General features: G+C 37.3%; 19 protein-coding genes and 1 tRNA gene. 8 read left to right on the forward strand and 12 right to left on the reverse strand.

Features of this window, described 5'->3' with window-relative positions; all coding sequences use genetic code 11:
- Window positions 1-96 precede the first annotated feature (96 nt).
- From CRO56_RS22930 to CRO56_RS13975, 4 genes are all read right to left on the reverse strand, one after another.
- Window positions 97-474, reverse strand: coding sequence for a hypothetical protein (locus tag CRO56_RS22930; RefSeq protein WP_097159235.1), 378 nt, complete (start codon window positions 472-474; stop codon window positions 97-99).
- A gap of 115 nt (window positions 475-589) precedes the next feature.
- Entirely contained in the window at window positions 590-787 is a 198-nt protein-coding gene (locus CRO56_RS13965; protein WP_142305215.1) for a hypothetical protein, read from the reverse strand.
- 65 nt (window positions 788-852) lie between these two features.
- A complete protein-coding gene (locus CRO56_RS13970) occupies window positions 853-1,086 on the reverse strand; it encodes a hypothetical protein (protein ID WP_097159236.1) in 234 nt (77 codons plus the stop codon).
- Window positions 1,087-1,167: 81 nt separating this feature from the next.
- Window positions 1,168-1,752, reverse strand: coding sequence for a DUF1836 domain-containing protein (locus tag CRO56_RS13975; protein WP_097159237.1), 585 nt, complete (start codon window positions 1,750-1,752; stop codon window positions 1,168-1,170).
- Between the two features lie 135 nt (window positions 1,753-1,887).
- Between CRO56_RS13975 and trhA the strand changes: the two genes are divergently transcribed.
- Window positions 1,888-2,535, forward strand: coding sequence for a PAQR family membrane homeostasis protein TrhA (gene trhA / locus CRO56_RS13980; protein ID WP_097159238.1), 648 nt, complete (start codon window positions 1,888-1,890; stop codon window positions 2,533-2,535).
- 56 nt (window positions 2,536-2,591) lie between these two features.
- On the opposite strand, the gene CRO56_RS23435 is transcribed toward trhA, so the two are convergent.
- Together CRO56_RS23435 and manA are read right to left on the reverse strand one after the other, a co-directional pair.
- Window positions 2,592-2,717: a hypothetical protein gene (locus tag CRO56_RS23435; protein ID WP_281257319.1), complete on the reverse strand. Its 126-nt coding sequence runs from the start codon at window positions 2,715-2,717 to the stop codon at window positions 2,592-2,594.
- Window positions 2,698-3,657, reverse strand: a complete 960-nt coding sequence (gene manA / locus CRO56_RS13985) for a mannose-6-phosphate isomerase, class I (RefSeq protein WP_097159239.1) — start codon at window positions 3,655-3,657, stop codon at window positions 2,698-2,700. The genes CRO56_RS23435 and manA overlap by 20 nt, the downstream gene beginning before the upstream one ends.
- Window positions 3,658-3,810: 153 nt before the next feature.
- Here manA and CRO56_RS13990 point away from each other — a divergent pair, with 153 nt between their 5' ends.
- Entirely contained in the window at window positions 3,811-4,338 is a 528-nt protein-coding gene (locus CRO56_RS13990) for a GNAT family N-acetyltransferase (protein ID WP_097159240.1), read from the forward strand.
- 200 nt (window positions 4,339-4,538) lie between these two features.
- Here CRO56_RS13990 and CRO56_RS13995 read toward each other — a convergent pair whose 3' ends face one another.
- On the reverse strand, window positions 4,539-6,488 hold the full coding sequence (locus CRO56_RS13995) for a PTS fructose transporter subunit IIABC (RefSeq protein WP_097159241.1): 1,950 nt from the start codon (window positions 6,486-6,488) through the stop codon (window positions 4,539-4,541).
- Window positions 6,489-6,865: 377 nt separating this feature from the next.
- Between CRO56_RS13995 and CRO56_RS14000 the strand changes: the two genes are divergently transcribed.
- The 4 genes from CRO56_RS14000 (at window position 6,866) to CRO56_RS14015 (ending at window position 9,245) form a co-directional block, all read left to right on the forward strand.
- A tRNA-Arg gene (locus CRO56_RS14000) sits at window positions 6,866-6,939 on the forward strand.
- A gap of 664 nt (window positions 6,940-7,603) precedes the next feature.
- A complete protein-coding gene (locus CRO56_RS14005; RefSeq protein ID WP_097159242.1) occupies window positions 7,604-8,095 on the forward strand; it encodes a hypothetical protein in 492 nt (163 codons plus the stop codon).
- A gap of 36 nt (window positions 8,096-8,131) precedes the next feature.
- A complete protein-coding gene (locus tag CRO56_RS14010; protein WP_097159243.1) occupies window positions 8,132-8,575 on the forward strand; it encodes an ABC transporter ATP-binding protein in 444 nt (147 codons plus the stop codon).
- A 25-nt stretch (window positions 8,576-8,600) separates the two neighbouring features.
- Window positions 8,601-9,245 carry a hypothetical protein gene (locus CRO56_RS14015; protein WP_097159244.1) on the forward strand — a complete coding sequence of 215 codons (645 nt, stop codon included), beginning with the start codon at window positions 8,601-8,603 and terminating at the stop codon, window positions 9,243-9,245.
- Window positions 9,246-9,666: 421 nt separating this feature from the next.
- On the opposite strand, the gene CRO56_RS14020 is transcribed toward CRO56_RS14015, so the two are convergent.
- The 5 genes from CRO56_RS14020 to CRO56_RS14040 all read right to left on the reverse strand — a co-directional run bounded on the left by CRO56_RS14020 (window position 9,667) and on the right by CRO56_RS14040 (window position 14,454).
- Window positions 9,667-10,356 (reverse strand): N-acetylmuramoyl-L-alanine amidase family protein, encoded by a 690-nt coding sequence (locus CRO56_RS14020; RefSeq protein ID WP_097159245.1) that lies wholly within the window; start codon window positions 10,354-10,356, stop codon window positions 9,667-9,669.
- Between the two features lie 356 nt (window positions 10,357-10,712).
- Window positions 10,713-11,012, reverse strand: coding sequence for a 4a-hydroxytetrahydrobiopterin dehydratase (locus CRO56_RS14025; RefSeq protein WP_097159246.1), 300 nt, complete (start codon window positions 11,010-11,012; stop codon window positions 10,713-10,715).
- 89 nt (window positions 11,013-11,101) lie between these two features.
- Window positions 11,102-12,571 carry a UDP-N-acetylmuramoyl-L-alanyl-D-glutamate--2,6-diaminopimelate ligase gene (locus CRO56_RS14030; protein ID WP_097159247.1) on the reverse strand — a complete coding sequence of 490 codons (1,470 nt, stop codon included), beginning with the start codon at window positions 12,569-12,571 and terminating at the stop codon, window positions 11,102-11,104.
- Window positions 12,572-12,828: 257 nt separating this feature from the next.
- Window positions 12,829-13,953, reverse strand: a complete 1,125-nt coding sequence (locus CRO56_RS14035; RefSeq protein WP_097159248.1) for an NADH-dependent flavin oxidoreductase — start codon at window positions 13,951-13,953, stop codon at window positions 12,829-12,831.
- Window positions 13,954-14,073: 120 nt separating this feature from the next.
- Window positions 14,074-14,454: a PaaI family thioesterase gene (locus CRO56_RS14040; RefSeq protein ID WP_097159249.1), complete on the reverse strand. Its 381-nt coding sequence runs from the start codon at window positions 14,452-14,454 to the stop codon at window positions 14,074-14,076.
- Window positions 14,455-14,797: 343 nt separating this feature from the next.
- On the opposite strand from CRO56_RS14040, the gene CRO56_RS14045 reads away from it, so the two are divergent.
- Window positions 14,798-15,790: a DUF3231 family protein gene (locus CRO56_RS14045; RefSeq protein ID WP_097159250.1), complete on the forward strand. Its 993-nt coding sequence runs from the start codon at window positions 14,798-14,800 to the stop codon at window positions 15,788-15,790.
- A 658-nt stretch (window positions 15,791-16,448) separates the two neighbouring features.
- Window positions 16,449-18,431, forward strand: coding sequence for a hypothetical protein (locus tag CRO56_RS14050; protein WP_097159251.1), 1,983 nt, complete (start codon window positions 16,449-16,451; stop codon window positions 18,429-18,431).
- Window positions 18,432-18,566 lie beyond the last annotated feature (135 nt).

The following is an 18,566-nucleotide window of genomic DNA, read 5'->3' on the forward strand; positions in this document are numbered from 1 at the left end:
ATTATCAATGACTATATTAAGTGATAATGATTATCAATGTCAATAAGTTTTTTTCTATGCACTAAAAAAGCCCACCTATAAGATGGGCTTTTACAATTAAAATTCATTTTTATTTTGATTTAGATTCTGATTTTGGTTTAAATTTTGGTTTAGATTTTGGTTTAAATTTTTACTGTGGTTTTGATTTTGATTTGGATTTTGCATAACTGCTGGCATAAATTCTTTTGCCATTTCAGCTAAAGCATAATTATTTCCTTTGTTACCAGTAAAGTTTCTGGTACGCTGCATCATATTTTGTAACGGCACTCTTAGATTTCGATTTCGGCTGGCAAGGACTCCTACAGCTGTGCCAAGACCTATTAAGGAAATAAGAGTCCAACCCCTATTGTTTCTTCTTCTTTGAAATCTGTTCATTAGCTGTGGGGCTTGTCTTCCAAGTCTCATTATTTGACGCATCCACCTTGCATTGTTCATTGTTATACCCCCCATTTATTCACGAAAGGTGAAAAATGAGTTCACCCCTCACTATAATAGGATGTTTCGAACAGGTGAATTTCATAACAGTAAGAAATGCCATTTGCGATATGGGTTATGAATTGTTAAACACTTGTGAAATTTCTTTTTCCGCAAAAGATTCGTTTACTTTTTCTAACTCCTTGTGCTCATTAACTGAATCTCCTGCATAGCGGTCGACTGTATTATAGGGGTGAGCCGAATCCAGGTCGGTTCGGATTCCATATTCCTCCGTTTTTTTATACGTCAAATTGTTGTTCTTTTCCTTTTTCATTTGGATCACCTCACTGATAGGTTCTGCCGATCGGTGAATTTTCATGCTATCCTAACCAAAAAGAATTAATCGTCATCTCCAGTAATCTTTATAGCAGGTGTATTGTTATATATATAGGTTGGAGGGAAATCACTCTCCGGATTCTCATCTTTATGGTAAAAAGCCTTTTGAAGTTTCCCATTGGTTACATTAGGGTCATTATTTTGATTTTTTCTCCCTTCATGCAACTCGCTATCCTCCAGAATCTCATTGATTTTTAAATTTGCTTCTGTGGCTTCTTGATCGATTTTCTTGTTCATTTTCAATCCCCCTGAGTTTTCAAAATGTGAATCTCAGCTTTATTATTAAGAATTAGGATAAAAAATATGATGTCTCCGATTTTATTTATTTGATTTCTTAGATTTGGCTATCTCGTCAACGAGCTTTTCTGCCGCTCTTCTGTAAAAGTTACTCATAGTGGCAAATGAGGCAATAAGTAAAAACTGATTAAGATAATCAGAATCAGAATCGTTGAAACTTTCCACTTCTTTTATGACTTCACAAAGTGACTCTTCTAGACTCGATTCAAAACGATTTAGATTTTGTTGTGTCAGGAAGAGATAGCTGTTGTAAACTTTAGCCAGATCAAAATCCTCCTGAACGATTTTTTGATTCATTAGCTCCAGGGTTGTTTTGATATCACTTATCGAGAGGGCACCTTTTAATTGATAAATTAAACTGATCAAGAGAATATGCTCTTTAGAATATTTTTTATTTTTTATAGGAAAAAATAGCTTTCCTTTTGCATAATTGTTTATCATCGTCTTGGTTAAAACCTTTTCGTCTTCATTTCGTTTAGCAGTCTCGTAATGAGTTTCAAACAGCTGAATGACCTGATCCATATATAAATCGATATTTGGAATATCATTTGCAGCGATGTAATTATCGAGATGTAAATCCTTAATTATTTTTTTAACATTTTCCATTCTAAAAACCTCGTCTATACTATTTTTTCCATTATACGGCATGTTTTATTTTCCGTAAAGCTTGACCATATGCTGTAATGGCTATATCATTATAAGTAGTATTGAAAACTACATGTTAAATATAGGGGTGATGTAATGAGTGCTTTTATTCGGGAACCAATCAATGGCTTAACTCATTTATTCGGAGCTGTTCTGTCTTTCATCGGTTTACTGGCCATGGTTATCAAAGTATCCACGACTTCTGCGGCTCCTCTATCGATTACGGCAGTTATTATTTTTGGCGTAAGTATGATTCTCTTGTATTCCGCTTCGGCCACTTATCATATGGTCATAGCCAGGGAACATGTGATTGCTTTTTTAAGAAGAATCGACCACTCGATGATATTCGTTCTGATCGCAGGTACGTATACACCCTTTTGCCTAATTAGTATGAATGGTGCAGCAGGCTGGATATTGTTTATTATTATTCACAGTCTGGCTATTATCGGTTTACTATATAAATTAATCTGGTTTCAAATGCCAAGATGGGTATCAACTGTCTTATATATTTCAATGGGATGGCTAGTGGTCTTTTTCATTTCGCCTTTGTCAGAGGTATTGTCATTAAATGGAATGATCTTGCTAATTTCTGGTGGAGTCCTCTATACCATTGGCGGCATTATATATGGGGCTAAACCAAAATTCTTAGAATTTAAGCATTTAGGCTTTCACGAGATTTTTCATATCTTTATCCTATTAGGCAGTTTGTGTCATTTCTTGTGTGTGTTTTTCTATGTGCTATAAAGATGCAAAAAAGCGGATTATACTTGTGTAAATCCGCTTTTTAATCTGTAATCTGATTATTCATAGCTCTGGAACATAGCAGCCATATGAACATATGTGCTGCCAGCAAGCATTGCTGAAGAAATTAAAACAGCTTCAGAGAGTTCTTCATTCGTTGCTCTTTTATGATACCCACGACACAATGAATTCTGCCTCTCCAGAAAGGTTATACTTATCAATTCCATAAGGTATTATAAAATGACTGCCTTTTCCAATAGGAGTTGTTTGACCTTCTATCGAAATATGTCCACTGCCATTTATAACACTTACCTGCAAAAAGTCCCTTTCTAATGCTTCAGAAACTTGGCCATTAAGTGTCCAATGTTCCACCGTAAAGTATTTCTCTTTTACTAGCCTTTTCTTCGTTAATCCTTCAGCAGCCTTTTCATTTTGCTCTGTTCCTGCAGGCTGATGCGGAACAGTTGTTACCTCTTTAGCCTTATCTAAATGCAGTTCTCGTTTTTGTCCTTTTGCATCTTTCCGGTCATAGTCATAAACACGGTATGTAATATCCGAACTCTGCTGTGTTTCTAAAATAACAATCCCTCTACCAATTGCATGAATCGTACCGCTTGGCACATAAATAAAATCGCCAGCTTTGACTGGGACATATTTCAATAATTCTTCCCATTCTCCATAATCCATCATATGCTCGAGTTCTTTACGGGACTGCGCATTATGGCCTAAAACAATTTGCGCATCAGATTCGGCATTTAAGACATACCAGCATTCGGTTTTACCATAAGGCTGCCCTTCCACTTCTCTGGCATAATGATCATCTGGATGAACCTGTACAGAGAGATCGTTATTAGCATCTAGTATTTTAACAAGCAGTGGATATTCTTCTTGATTATCAGCGCCTTTATTAAATAGATCTCCATGTTCTTCCCAAGCATCTTTTAGTGTTTTTCCTGCAAGGGGTCCATTAATAATTACACTTGGCCCATTTGGGTGAGCTGAAATAACCCACGCTTCCCCTGTTTGTTCATAAGGTATGTCATAATGAAATTCAGTTTTTAGTTTTTGTCCTCCCCAGATTCGTTCCTGAAAAACGGGTTTTAAAAATATCGGTTCTTTATACATGCACTTACCTCCATTTGTAATAATGGAAACTAGGATCCTCTATCATCATTTTGCCCTATTTAAATTGTACCATCATTCATTTTTCTATCAAAAAATCTTCTGCCGGTTAGGTTACAATAAAAATATATAAGAACATGAAAGCGGGTGCTAAAAGTGGAAGTATTTCCTTTATATATGCTGCATAATTTAAATAAGATACCGGTCTTTCCCCTTCCAGAAGGATTTCATTTTCGTTTTTTTCAAGATTCGACTGACGACATTAATTGGGCCAGAATTACTGCAGCAACAGGTGAATTCAACAACGAGCAAGATGCTCTGAATCGTTTCAATCTAGAATTCAGGACAAATCTTAATGAAGCACAAAAAAGAATTTTATTTTTAGAAACAACCGCTGGACAAACTGTCGGAACTGCCACGGCCTGGTTTGGTGTCTGGAGCAATGAAATCATCGGTCGTCTCCATTGGATTGAAATTATTCCTGAATTCCAAGGAAAAAAACTAGGGAAACCATTGATTACAGAAGCAATGAACATACTTGCACGATATCATGAAAAAGCCTATTTAAAAACACAAACGACAAGTTTAGCTGCGATTCATCTTTACAAAAAATTGGGCTGGGAACCCGCTATTCTGACTAAAGAAGATCAATTAGCATGGGATCAATTAAATAACCCTATGTAAAAAAAGAGAGCAGATCGGCTCTCTTTTTTGGATAGGCTTTGTTAAACGATATGTGTATAAAGGGAATCTGCGAGACTCGACCCCTCAATGAGGTACAACGAGGAGGCTAACCAGTTCGTCCGCGGAAAACGAGCAGATTCCTTTAGACTCTTACGAAAGTCAACAATAAAAGTAAACAGAGTGTTTGTATAAACTACTCTCTACTGAATCGTATCCAGCAGCTGATAGGCTTCCTCTTTTGTATTGACATGTAATAACTTCTCTCTAAATTGATCATCCATTAGCCTGCGCGAAAGCATTTGCAGGATTTTTAAGTGTGCATCTCCTGCACTTTCCTCTGGGACAGCAATCATAAAGATCAGCTTTGCATCGGTTCCATCTAAGCTCTTCCAATCGACGCCATCGCGCTTAATTCCAAAGACAACTGCCGGACGGTTGACAGCTGGTGATTTTCCATGGGGAATCGCAATATTCATGCCAATTCCAGTGGAACTTTGTTTTTCACGGGCAAGAATCGCTTCTTTAAACTTCTCAGGAGAACTGATCACGTTTTCACTCGCTAATTTTTGAATCATTTCATCGATTACTTCTTCTTGGGATGTACCAGCTAAATTCGTTTCGATTAAGTTTAAATTCGTAATATCGGTTAATTTATGAATCTCTTGAGTTGTTGTTTCAGGCTTTGGCTGTTCCGCTTCAGCACCCGTTTTTACTGGTTGAGGTTCTTTATCTTCTATATAAACTTCCTCTTCATAGATATCCTTTTTCAGAACGTTAACCATAAGCGCAGTAACGATGGCACCGATAACGGCGGCAACAAAGAACATGAGGACATTATCGACAGCCCCTAGAACCGCAACAATCGGTCCGCCATGTGCAACCCGGTCTCCCACATCAAAGAGCATCGCAATCACGGAACCAACCATCGAACCGACTACAATACTTGGAATAACACGAAATGGATCTTGTGCGGCAAACGGAATTGCTCCCTCTGTGATACCGAATAATCCCATTGTGAAAGAAGCCTTTCCTGCTTCTCTTTCAGCAGGGAGATACTTTCTTCTACTTAAAAAGGTAGCTAATCCCATTCCAATGGGAGGAATACAGATGGCAACTGCGATTGGCCCCATTATTTCATAGTTTCCTTCGGCAATCATCGCCGCACCAAATAAAAACGCTACTTTATTAAATGGTCCACCCATATCAACCGCAATCATTGCACCTAAAATTAGAGCTAGTACAATTTCACTGGCTCCCTGCATACTGGCTAACCAGTTCGTTAACGCTTCAAAAACGGCTGCAACCGGCGCACCAATTAGGAAAATAAACACAGAGCCTACTATCAAGGTTGCAATGATCGGAATAAAAATGATCGGCATAACGCTCTGAACGGCTCTTGGCACATTGATTTTTTTAATCGCCAAGGTGACATAACCGGCTAAAAATCCTGCAATAATCCCGCCAATAAAGCCTGCTCCCGCTTCACTTCCGTAAAAGCTTCCGTTAGCGGCAATAAACCCGCCAATCATACCTGGTGCAAGCCCCGGGCGGTCGGCAATGCTATAGGAGATAAAGCCTGCCAGAATCGGTACCATGAACGAGAAGGACGCTGCACCTATACTTTCGATACTTTTCCATGCGGAATCCTCTGGTATCACGATCCCGCCAGGGGTTTGTTCACCGCCAATCGCGAGTGCAATTGCAATTAATAATCCCCCAACGACGATGAATGGAATCATATAAGATACACCATTCATCAAGTGTTTATAAATCTGATTTTCTCTCTCTGTCCCTTTTGTTTTAGGAGCTCCAGCAGCTTTCTCACCGGCTTTATAGACAGGTACATCCCCGCTTTGTGCTTTTTGAATTAATTCTTTTGGCCGGCGGATACCGTCTTGTACACCTGTTACCAAAAGTTTCTTCCCGACAAAGCGCTCCTTGGATACTTCCTTATCACTAGCAATAATAATGGCTTCAGCTTCCTCAATATCCTTGGCAGTCAGCTCATTTTCAACTCCAATGGATCCTTGTGTTTCGACTTTAATATCAATTCCCAGTTCATCTGCTGCTTTTTGTAAATTTTCTGCAGCCATATACGTGTGAGCAATCCCCACCGGACAGGCGGTAACGGCTAATACTTTCTTTCCCATGATGTTTTCACCTCATTTTTAGATGTGATCTGGATTTATAATTGCTCTCCTCCATAATATATCCAGCTTGTTCGCTGAATAATTTTTTATTTCCGATAAAGTTTGGTATGTATTGAGAAAAAACATATAATATCTTAGCAAATCTAGAAGGGAGACTCATATTATTATGGCTTGTTTATTGATAAATTGGATGTAAGTCATTATAATGATAAAAGTGCATTGATCTGCTATATTTAGAAAGCGTATCCCAGTAGCTCAGCAAAGCGTAAACGCCCTGAGTCCCTCCCTTGTAGCTTCGTTCCGACGCATTCACAACTTCGAGTCATCTCGCAGGGGAAGGAACAGGATTTTTACTTTGAAATCTTTATTAAGAACATGTCCCAGTAGCTCAGAAGGATAGAGCGACAGCCTCCTAAGCTGTAGGTCGTGAGTTCGAATCTCGCCTGGGACGTAGATATATAAAGCCGTCAATCTCATTTGTATCAAGGGATTGAAGGCTTTTTTACTTTGATTGCATATGTTCTATTTTAAGTCAAATAATTGAAATGGGGTCGGTTTGGGGTCGAAAGTGAATTTTTTAAGTTTTCAGTGTTAGAAAACAAACATATTTATTCCAATGACTCCCACTCTGTTAAGGTGAGCAACACAGGATGAGACAGGGTGATTAACATAGAAAAAACCTAGTAAAATAAGGATTCTTCACGTTTGCTTACTATTTAATTATGAATGATTCTGAGGGTTTCTGACAAATTTCGTCAACAATTCGTCAACAGGTTAAACTTTTTTAGATATTGAACTCGCACTTATTTCATGGTAATATCTAGTAAAATATCAAAAAAACGACAGTACTTCCTTTTTATAGATATAATCCCAATATTGGATATTTCGAACATATCAACTGTGATATACATAATTATTATATTATCTAGTATTATATTCCACGCTTAGATGTAAACACCCCCCATTGTACAAACAAACCATCCTTTTAGTCATTAACATCAAGGTAAAAATGCGTTAAAAATATTAAATCATATTACGCTACTTCCAATGTCTTTAAAGTGAAAATACTCCAATACGATTTAACCTCAAAAATTATCAAATATAGGAGGAACTTTATGAAATATAAGATATACATAATTCTTTGTTCGATTTTGGTACTAATCTGGTTCATTATTTATTTACAAAATTCAACAATTGAAAAAGTGGTTGAAGGTAATATCCTGTCTGAAATTGATGTGGGTGAAAAAAGTAAAATTCTTATTATTGAAGAAGAGAACTACATATACGCAGAGCCTGTAAGACATACATTGCTAGGCTGGAAAAAAGAAGGGCAGTCACGTCCAGCTGTAAAAAACAATCAAGAAAATCAAAAATTCAGCACTAGTAATTATAGTTTGACCCAGTTAAACAATGTAGGTCTAATTTTTGGTTATTTTCCGCCTGACGTAGATTTTATAAGGTTTCAAACAAACGTATTAGATATTAAACATAAACGTAATAGTCATTATTGGTTTATTAAAGTTGATAAATCCGAATTAAACTTTAATCCTCAACAATTTAGTGTAATTTACGAGGATGGAAAGGAGGTTTACTATCCGTTTAATTAGGATTATCATAAAAAAAATTAAGGATAGAAACCTTACATGAAGAAATTAATATCAATTTTTTTAGCAATGGTAATGGTATTAACTGTTCTAGGGCATGTACAATTAACCAATGCATCTTCAGAAAAATCAAGTGGGGTTCTGTCTGAGAAGGAAGCAATCTATTACTCTGAAGATAGGTCTTGGGTTCAAGAAGGAAAAATAAAACTAAATGAAGTAACATATGATGGAGAAATTTTAAAGGAAGGTACATTATATGTAAAGACAAAAGATTTCTCCGGAACAATTGAATTTGGTGATGTTAAACTTACTGATTACGGTTACCTACGAGCAAGCGGAACATTTACAGCTGAGGATAATAAAGAAATTGATTTTCCTGCACTGATTAACATAAAAGAAGACTATAGTATTTTCTCAGGAAGTATTGTAGATGTCGAGAATCCAGATAATTCGAAATTTTTTGTGTCAAAAATAAAAATTTAAGGATACTACTTCGCTAAAAAAGGATATGTTAGAAAAATATCAGGAATTTACTGATAAACAGAATAAAAAGAAGTTAGAGAATGAAGATTTTACGACAATGGCATATGATCCAAATTTAAGAGTTAGTGCATCTGAAGATGACATTTATATGCATTTTGTAGGTAAAGACAGCATGCCTAAATTCAGTAATGCAATAAGATATAGTTTTAGAGTAGGTATGACAGACCAAGGTGATAATTATCCACAGACAGCTGCAGTATATTTAAAATCTACAACTTATTCATCTGGATATGGCTTAGATGTCCAAGATGTTTGGCCAAAACAAGAATCAAGTAACCTAACAGTGGATATCGCTTACTCATATTCACCTGTTACTATTGGTTGGGGAATCCAGGATACTCCTAGATGGTCTGTAAATAGAAACTCTGCAACAAGTCATGTTTACCAGGTAATAGACTACTATAAGGACATGTACTGGAATGGGCAAAACGGTTCAACTGATAACAAAAAAGGTATAGATGCTGATTTTTACATTGCGATGATGGGTGGAACAACAAACTCATGCTACGGTTATAGTATTTATGCAAAAACTACAACAATGAACATTTATACTGGCTATACTTTCACCCATCAAACAAGTTGGAAAAATAGTTGTATTAAAGTAAGCTAAACTAGTAAATGTAAAAAATAGATTTTAAACCATAATAAAATTGTAAATCTACGAAACTAATGTGCTACGATGCGTTGGGAGTGTAATATAAACTGTGTAAGTAAGGAATGCGTACGGTTTCTTACTTGCACAGTTTTTTTATTTGATAGAATAATAAGTATAAAGCTTGTCCCAGCGAGACATTTCTTCCACTATAGAAGATATCTATGGTTTCTCCGTGTCTCATGAAATGGTGTCTGATATTACCTTTGATTTTTTGTGATACTTTACATCGAACATACAGCTTATTTTTACAAACCTTATTGTTTGACTATAGAATTATGCAAAAAAAGCCCCTCAATAATGAGAAGGGCTTTTTCTATGCTCTGAATTCGTACAAGTAATAATAAGATGTTCTGCAATTTTCACTTTATACAAACATTTATTTCACACGAAGAACTTGTCCAACATAAATGGTGTAATTGTCATCAAGGTTGTTCCATTCTTTAATTTGCTCGATGGTGCTTCCATAAGTTCTGCTTAGCGAATACACAGTATCTCCTTCGACAACGGTGTGATATACATAGGTCGTTTTCTTTGGAATACTAAAGGATCTCGCTAATCCATTGACATGACCGCGTGCAATTTTTTCAATATAGGAAGATTGCTTTAATTTATTGGCATCGGTTGAGTTATCAATGAATCCATTCTCTGTTAAAAGAGCAGGCATGTAGGATTCCCGTAACACATGGAAATTGGCTTGTTTTTTCCCTCTGTTATAAAAATCCACTTGTTTTAGGATTTCTTCATGAATTATATCCTGATAAGTAGTGGTCGGCACTCCTACATTCGGGTAAATATAACTCTCAAATCCGGTACCTCCGCCTGCATTAATATGAATCGAAAGATAATAATCAGCCCCCCATGAATTGGCGGCATCTGTTCTCTCTGTTAAACTGACAGTTTGATCCCCGGTACGGCTCATTAAAATTGAAATATTGTTGTATTCATCTATTAAAATATCCCTGACTCTCGTTGCAATTTGCAGGGTTAGGTTTTTCTCCTGAAGGCCATTTCCTACTGCACCTGGGTCAGAGCCGCCATGTCCCGGGTCAATAAAAACCTTTACCATTGAGTATCACCTCTGCTTTTTGCTATTATCTATATTCCATTTCTCAAAAATGGCTTGTACGAAAGCATGAAGGTTCTACTAAATTGGCTTCTGTTTTATAAAAAAAATATAAATGTCCTGCAATAAAAGCCTCTTTACCTATCAAAGACTTTTCATTTGCTTTTTAGGAGATTAATTCCGTCTATCAACGTATTTTTATTCTTTTTCAGCAAATTTCACTGCTAATGAACCAATTCACAGAGATTATCATCAAATTTTTTTCAGTTATCAACGAATTGTACCGCTTATCAACAAATTCATGCCTTGATTCTATCTAAATTTAAAAAAGTGAACCCCTCCCCGGAGTCCACCTGCACCTAATTCTTATTCACTTTTTTATATAGTTCATCATACTTCTTTGCTAATTCAAAATCTAAGTCTGTTAAGCCTTTTGCGCGCCAAGAGGTAATTTTCACTGTGATTAATTTGTAGTCAATCGAGATGAAGGGATGATGGTTGGCTTCTTCTGATAAGTTCGCAACCAACTGCACAAATTCTACTCCATTCAAATACTCTTTAAAACGATACTTTCTTTCAATCCACTTGTCATCGGACAGCTTCCAGTTTGGATTCTCTGAAAGTCTTGCTTCAATTGCAGATTGATTTAATCTTTCCATATACCTTCCCCCCTCTAATTGGCCGTCTCCTCTTAAGTTTACCACTTTTTCTCAGCAAATTATTGAAAAATAAAAAAGGACAACTCAAATTATTGAATCGCCCTCTGGATTTTTTCTTGAAGATATAAAACCGTTTCTTTGTCTGATTGAGTAGGCAGTGCGAATGGCTGCTTGTAGCTTTCAGGGCCTTTGCCTGTGATGACGATCCAGTCATCTTTTTTTCCCATTTTAATCGCTGTTTTTATCGCAATCGTTCGGTCTGGTATCACTAAATCTTTCTTTTCAGCGTAATCATGATGGAGTGTATGCAGGCTTGCCACCATTTCATCTGAAGCTTCCGAATCCAAATCATCCATCGTCAAGATTGAAACATCGCTCATTTCCGACGAGACTTTAACCATTTCCGCACGCTTTGTTTGATCCCGTCCGCCACGGAAACCGAAGATATGGAAAATTCTCATAGCCCCGCATTGTTTCGCAGTTTGAAGAGCATGGAAAATAGCGTCTGCTGTATGGGCGTAATCGATGACCATGGTTGGTCCATCTTCGTCCCGATAGATTTCAAATCTCCCAGGAACCCCTGAAAAATGTTCTAGTACCGGGAGAATTTCTTGTTTTCTGATAGACATTCTTCTAGTAACCGCATAAGCAATTGCGGCATTATACAAATTATGATGTCCAGGCAACGGAATTGCTAAATTTACACGTACCCCGTTTTCATACATGGATATGGAAGGGTTAGGAGCTGATTGAAAGTCAGTGATTTGTAAATCGGAGTGACTGGCAGTTCCAATTACATATGTGTTTACTCTCTTCTCATGAAGGTTTTTAATTAACCGCTCTCCCCATTCATTATCTCCATTTATTATAGCCAGACCGGTAGACTTTAGTTTATCGAAAAGCATTGCTTTCGCATGAAAATATCCTTCCATTGTTTGATGAAAATCGAGATGCTCATGATAAAGGTTAGTGAAAATGCAATAATCAAATTCAATGCCTTCCAGCCGGTATTGTGCCAGACCATGGGATGAAACTTCTAAAATAACAGCCTGATCCTCACTTTTGGCCAATAATGCATTTAATTCAACATTTCCCGGAGTGGTATTGCGGGACTCAATCGTTTCACCATTAATCATATATTGAATCGTCCCGATCACAGAGCAGGAAACTCCGTTTTCTTCTAAAATTTGTCTCAGCATATAGCTGATGGTCGTTTTTCCATTCGTTCCGGTAACCCCAATCATAATTTTTTGGCTGCTCGGGTCTTTGTAAAATTGCTTGGCAACAGCCCCTAAAATTCTACGGCTATTACTTACTTGGATATAGGGAACGGCTAAGTAAACCATTGGTTTTTCTCCAATGACAGCCCTAGCTCCCTTCCGGATAGCTTCTTCGATATATTCGTGTCCATCTGAGCTGTACCCTTTGACCGCAACAAATAGGTAGCCTTCTTTTGTATCTTTTGAATTATCGGTTATACCCGTTATCTTTATATCATCGATGTTAGGTGAAGCAATAACATCTGCTATTGAATCTGCTATAAGGTTTTGAAGTAACATACATTTTTACTCCTTACTCTCATCTCAGCTGGTCACCTCTATCATAGAGTAAAAATATGAGTGAATGGTCAAATTAAAAATCTTGTAACCAAACATTAATAATATTATCTTTATCTTCCCGTTTTATATTCTCAACAAACTAATACAGAAACTAGCGCTAAATTAAGTGAGAACTGTTAGAATCACCTTATTTTTATAACAATTGTTACAGACAAAAAGAGCATCTTTTAAATCAAGAAAGATACTCTTATAAAAGATTAATCTTCTACCGGAAACCATCCCGGCACCCCCGTAATCATATTCCAAAGAGGATCCGGAATGACTAACTGTTTTTGATCAGCTAATGACAAGGTGATTCGAATTTCATCTTGTTTGCCGTTAGCGATTTTTTCTACCCATTTTGGTTCCATAATTAACTCACGTCCTATGGCCAGTAATGGTACTTTTGTTTTTAATGCCTTAATTACATCATCTGGTGAATAAAGATTTCCAACCCCAATCACAGGCACTCGGTCCCCTACATGTTCTCGGATCATGATAACGCGTGAATGATCATCTGACTTATCCCTTATCGAGCCAGCCCAGAAATTTCTAACGGAAACATGGATATAATCAAGGTTCTGATCCGCTAAAGCATCTACGAATCGTAATGTGTCTTCCATTGTGATTCCCGGATTTTCCCTTTCTTCCGGTGAAATCCGGTATCCGACAATAAGTGGCTGTTTTGCATGTTCCTTAACAGCTTTTTGAATCGCATCTATTACCGCAAGCGGAAAAGCCATTCTTTTTTCAATCGTACCTCCCCACTTGTCATTTCTTCGATTAGAGTGAGGGGAAAAGAATTGTTGGATTAAGTACGTATTAGCCCCATGAATTTCGACCCCATCAAAGCCAGCTTCTATGGCTCTCCGGGTTGCTTCACTAAATGCTTGAATGGTTTTATTAATATCTGCTTCGGTCATCTCTCTTGGAGTCACGGCACCTTCCCGTTCAGCAGCAACGGCACTAGCACTAACAGGCTGTTTATCCGGTAATAAGTCTGGAATTGCCATTCTTCCTGCGTGGAAAATTTGTAAAATCGCTTTAGCTCCTTCGCCTTTAATAGCACTTGCCAGCTTCTTTAAACTAGGTATTAATTCATCTCGGTCGGCTCCGATAGCATTGGGAAATCCTTTTCCGTCAGGCAAAACATAAGCGCATGCAGTAATTACGGCAGCCACTCCTCCAGAACGCACCCGGTAATATTCAATTTCTTCATCTGTCACACTGCCATCTTCATTCGACGACGAGTTCGTCATCGGTGCCATAAGGATACGATTCTTCAGTACGAAACCTGAAGATAAAGGAAATGTTTGAAAGATTAGTTCATATTTTGGATCCATGTTCTATCTCCTTATACGAATAGATGTAATTGAAACTTGATGATTTATTTCAAATAAATTCGCTACATATTAGTATAGGAATATAATCATGGTCTATCCTGTAGAGTTTTTCCCAGTCTGTTAAGGGCTAGTTGAACGAAATAAAATAGCCTTAGATCTAGCAACAAGCAACTCTTTATCGTCATAAATCGAACACTCTGTATGTACTAAAGTTCTGCCCTGCTTTTCAATTCGCGCCTGTGCAACGAGGTATGATCCAGTAGCCGGTCTCAAAAAAGATACATTTAAATCAACCGTAAGAGCTTGCTGGACTCCAATTTCCTTGGCAGGTACCAGATTGACCATTGCGACATCTGCCAAGGAAGAAATGATTCCCCCATGCACAACCCCGGCACTATTTATGTATAGGTCTTTAATGGGCATTCGGATATGCACATTGTGCTCATCAATCTTCTTATATTGAAATCCTAAAAATTCATCAAATGGCTGTTTGATAAACATACTAACACCTCTTTCTCTATTACACCTATACAATCTTTTTAATAAAATTCCTGCACAAATTATGGCTACATTTATTCCTGTCTTGGTACTGTTAATTTTAGATGTTACATAGTAAGAAAAGCTTCATTTATCTATTATTGAATATGCTTTCCTTAACTGCCATTATCGAGTTTTTAGCTTAAATGAACATAAAAACGGATACAAAAGAGAATCATATCACGGAGAGGAGTACTTATCCATAAGTCGCGTTATGATCTATACTGCTTAAACTTTCTAGTATGGAACTGCCGCCGTTTAGCACCGTTTAGCATTAGAAGGATTATATAACTTAGGAGGATAGGTAATGAAGAAAAAAATGGTTACACTTGATGTATCGAATCTTTGGACCCCTTATATAAATAATACTATGGCAACATGTGTTAACAAACATGCTTTACAAACAATTACGGATCCTGATATCCATCATATATTTGAAAAAGCTTTGCAGCTATCAGAGCATATTGTTCAAAATATTACAGATATCTTTAACGGCGAAAATTTTCCTATTCCGCAGGGCTTTACGGATGAAGATGTCCATTTAAATGCGCCACGATTATTTTCAGACGAATTTTGGCTATTTTATCTTCATGAAATGACTATACATGGGTTAACGGCCTATTCTCTTGGAATTACCAGTTCCCATAGGCATGACGTACGCCAATTATATTTAGAAATATTTGACCGAGCTTCTGATTTGTATGATTCCACATTAGAAATGATGAGATCTAAAGGGCTTTTGGAACGCGCCCCTACAATCACGCTTCCGGAAAAAATTGAATTTGCGGAAAAACAAAGCTTTATAGCGGGTTGGTTCGGTAATCACCGTTCATTGAACGTTATTGAAATCAGCAGTCTTTATTTTAATTTGCATAAAAGCATCATGACAAGAGACTTAGCACTTGGCTTTAGCCAAACCGCGCAATCAAAAGAAATTCGATTCTTTATTCGACGAGTTTTTGAATTAGCCGATGAACATATTTCTATTTTCAGTTCTATCCTGCATGATGACTTTATAAGTTCCTCTATATCCTGGGATACTCATATTACTGATTCCGAAATCGCACCTTTTTCTGATAAATTAATGATGTTTCATTGCAGTTTCTTAATTCAATCCGCGATGGCTTATTATGGTACCGCGCTGTCAGGTTCCATGCGACGTGATTTAGGGCTAAAATATTCGGCTGCCATCGCAAGAGATGTAAAGCTGGCAGAAGACTGCGTCAATATCATGATTGCCAATGGATGGTTTGAGGAACCGCCGCATTCAGTTGATCGCAGAGAATTACATGAAAGATAATGAAAGAAAATGTAGTAAGGATCAACACGCAGAAAACATACTGGTACAAGGGGATCAATCTCCCCTCTCGCGATAATTCATCCCTAATAAAGCAAAAATAAGTTTTTATTATATTTATAAAAAAAAACCAAGAGATTCCTCTCTTGGTTTTTTTAATTGATGACTGTCAGACATAAGTTTTCTTATTATAACTTTTGAATTAGGACTATATTCTCTATTTACTTACAGACAAATTTAGGTCCTTGAGGTTTGTTAAGTCTTACTTTAACAATAAAAGGAAAGGTGGTAGTGATTAGTAGATTTTACCGTCAGAAAATAATGAATAGAAAGGGTTCCTTGATGAAGAAGCTATTTAAACAATTGTAGCCTTTGTTTTACTCCTTACATCCCGCTTATCCAACTTCTCTGCATTTGGATCAAACGGCAAGAATTTTAGTGATCCTGGCAGTCACGGTTCGCCAATTTTACACCAGATGTCTTCACACAATAAATACCTGCCTTCATTCCATCGAGCTATAACTCAATATTTAGGGCTGTTTTCTAAAATTAGAAGTATCTCTCGAAACAGCCTCCTTAACTCCTATATGGGTCTATTGCTAAGTTCACAAGGTTCTACACATTCACTTACATAAATGAATAGAAAGAAAGGTGGAGAAAATTGCATAAAGTCTCTTATTTCCTTATTTTTGTTGTAATGATCACGGCTTTCATCTTTCTCGTAAAAGATAAGCCTATTCAAGCTGAAGAAGGCAATGTGCGAGAAATAGGAACGGCACTTAATGCTGTTTCGATACCTGCTGCCGGATATGGGAAAGGTCCAAACGGAGAAGACTGGGTCTACGCCGTTGCCAATGGTTCCCCTGCTATTTTCAATATTCTAGATGCTAAAACCGGCGAACGTGTTAATAGCTTCCCGCTGGATGGAGCTAGCGGTGCCTGGGGTGTTACTGTCGATCCAGAAGGAAATGTATATGTAGGAACTTATTCGAATGCATCCCTTTATAAATATGTACCTGGCGTGGATCATATTGAAAATCTGGGAAAACCAATTCCAGGTGAATCCTTTATATGGCGTATAAAATCTGATGAAGACGGACGTATTTATGGCGGAACCTTCCCAAGCGGAAAAGTGTTCCAATATGATCCAAACACTGGCGAGTTTCGTGATTATGGACAAATCGCTGAAGGACAGCAATACGCTAGAAGTATTGATATTTATAAGGACAAGGCCTATGTCGGTTTAGGTACAAATGGTGCTAATCTAGTTGAGTTAAATCTCGTAACAGGAGAAAGAACGGAGATTGAATTACCTGAAAAATATGCGAGCGCGACAAATGTTTACGACATTAATATCATTCGAAATAAAATGTTTGCACGAGTGACAGGAGGTTCCTCAGGAAATACCATCCTTGTCTATGACTTAAAAACGATGGAAATGATCGATGAAATTGCAGGTGCAAATGGATTAGACGTATCGTATCCAGGTTCTGGTAATTTGGTTTATTTTATAAAGAACGAAGAGTTGTATTCTTATGATTTGAATTCGTTAGAATTAACAGCAACTGGATTCAACAATCTTTTTTCAGCAAGAGGGTTTGGATGGATTGAGATGAACAGCCATGATTTTCCTGGAAAAACATTAGTAAGTATTGCATGGGACGGGAAAATCCGTCTGTATAATCCAATTACGACCCATCATCAAATCCTACAAGGACAAGTAAGCGGACAGCCCGTCGCTATTCAATCACTTGCACGGGGACCAAATGGAAATATTTTTATTGGAGGATATTTATCAGGGGGACTAGCAGAGTATAATTATTCGACTAATCAATTAACGGAATACAAAGGAATTGGACAAATAGAAGGAATGGTCACACATAATGACCGTTTATATATGGGTGTTTATCCGGGCGGATTTATTTATTCCTATGACCCAAGTCAAGCCTTTGAATTTGGAAAGAACCCCGTTGAACATTTCAGCCTAAGACCTGAAGGGCAAGACCGGCCATTTGCGCTTGTTTCTGCAGGGGATAAAATAGCGATCGGAACGGTTCCTGATTACGGAAAACTCGGAGGGGCTCTAACAATCTTTGACCCTGCAGTTAATCATTACACGGTTCATCAAAATATTGTTCAAAATCAAAGTGTTGTTTCACTGGCCTATAAGGATAGACTGGTATATGGAGGAACATCTGTCTGGGGCGGTCTCGGAATTGCACCAACCGAACAAGAAGCAAAACTATTTATCTTTGATTTAGAAAGCGAAGAAAAACGATTAGAAACTGTACCGGTTCCTGGAGAAAAAGCCATTACAGCTTTAACTTTTGATGAAAACGGATATTTATGGGGACTAACCTCAGGAATCTTGTTTAAATACGATACGGAGACAAACGAAATTAGCGAAACAGTGGAGCTGTATTCCAGGGACTGGGATTCCACCGGTCATTTATGGAGAGAGGGATTCTTAACATTTGATGAGGATGGGTACCTCTATGGTTCAACACGCGGAAAATTGTTTAGAGTAAATCCGGATACGTTAGATCATGAAACATTAGTTGAAAACGCAAATCTGTTTGCAGAAGATGCAGATGGAAACTTCTATTTTGCTAGAGGTCATAAGCTTTATCAGTATTTGAGATAGATTTACACAAATTCAGCCCACAGCTTATCGTCATCTGTATAATAACGTATATTGTTTTGATCCCATTCTAGTACTACTAACCCATCTTTTTCGTAAAATCTGTGGTGTGGTTCGACTAACCAAAAAAACCAAGAG

The sequence above is a fragment of the Bacillus oleivorans genome, from assembly GCF_900207585.1.
Taxonomy (GTDB): Bacteria; Bacillota; Bacilli; order Bacillales; family JC228; genus Bacillus_BF; species Bacillus_BF oleivorans.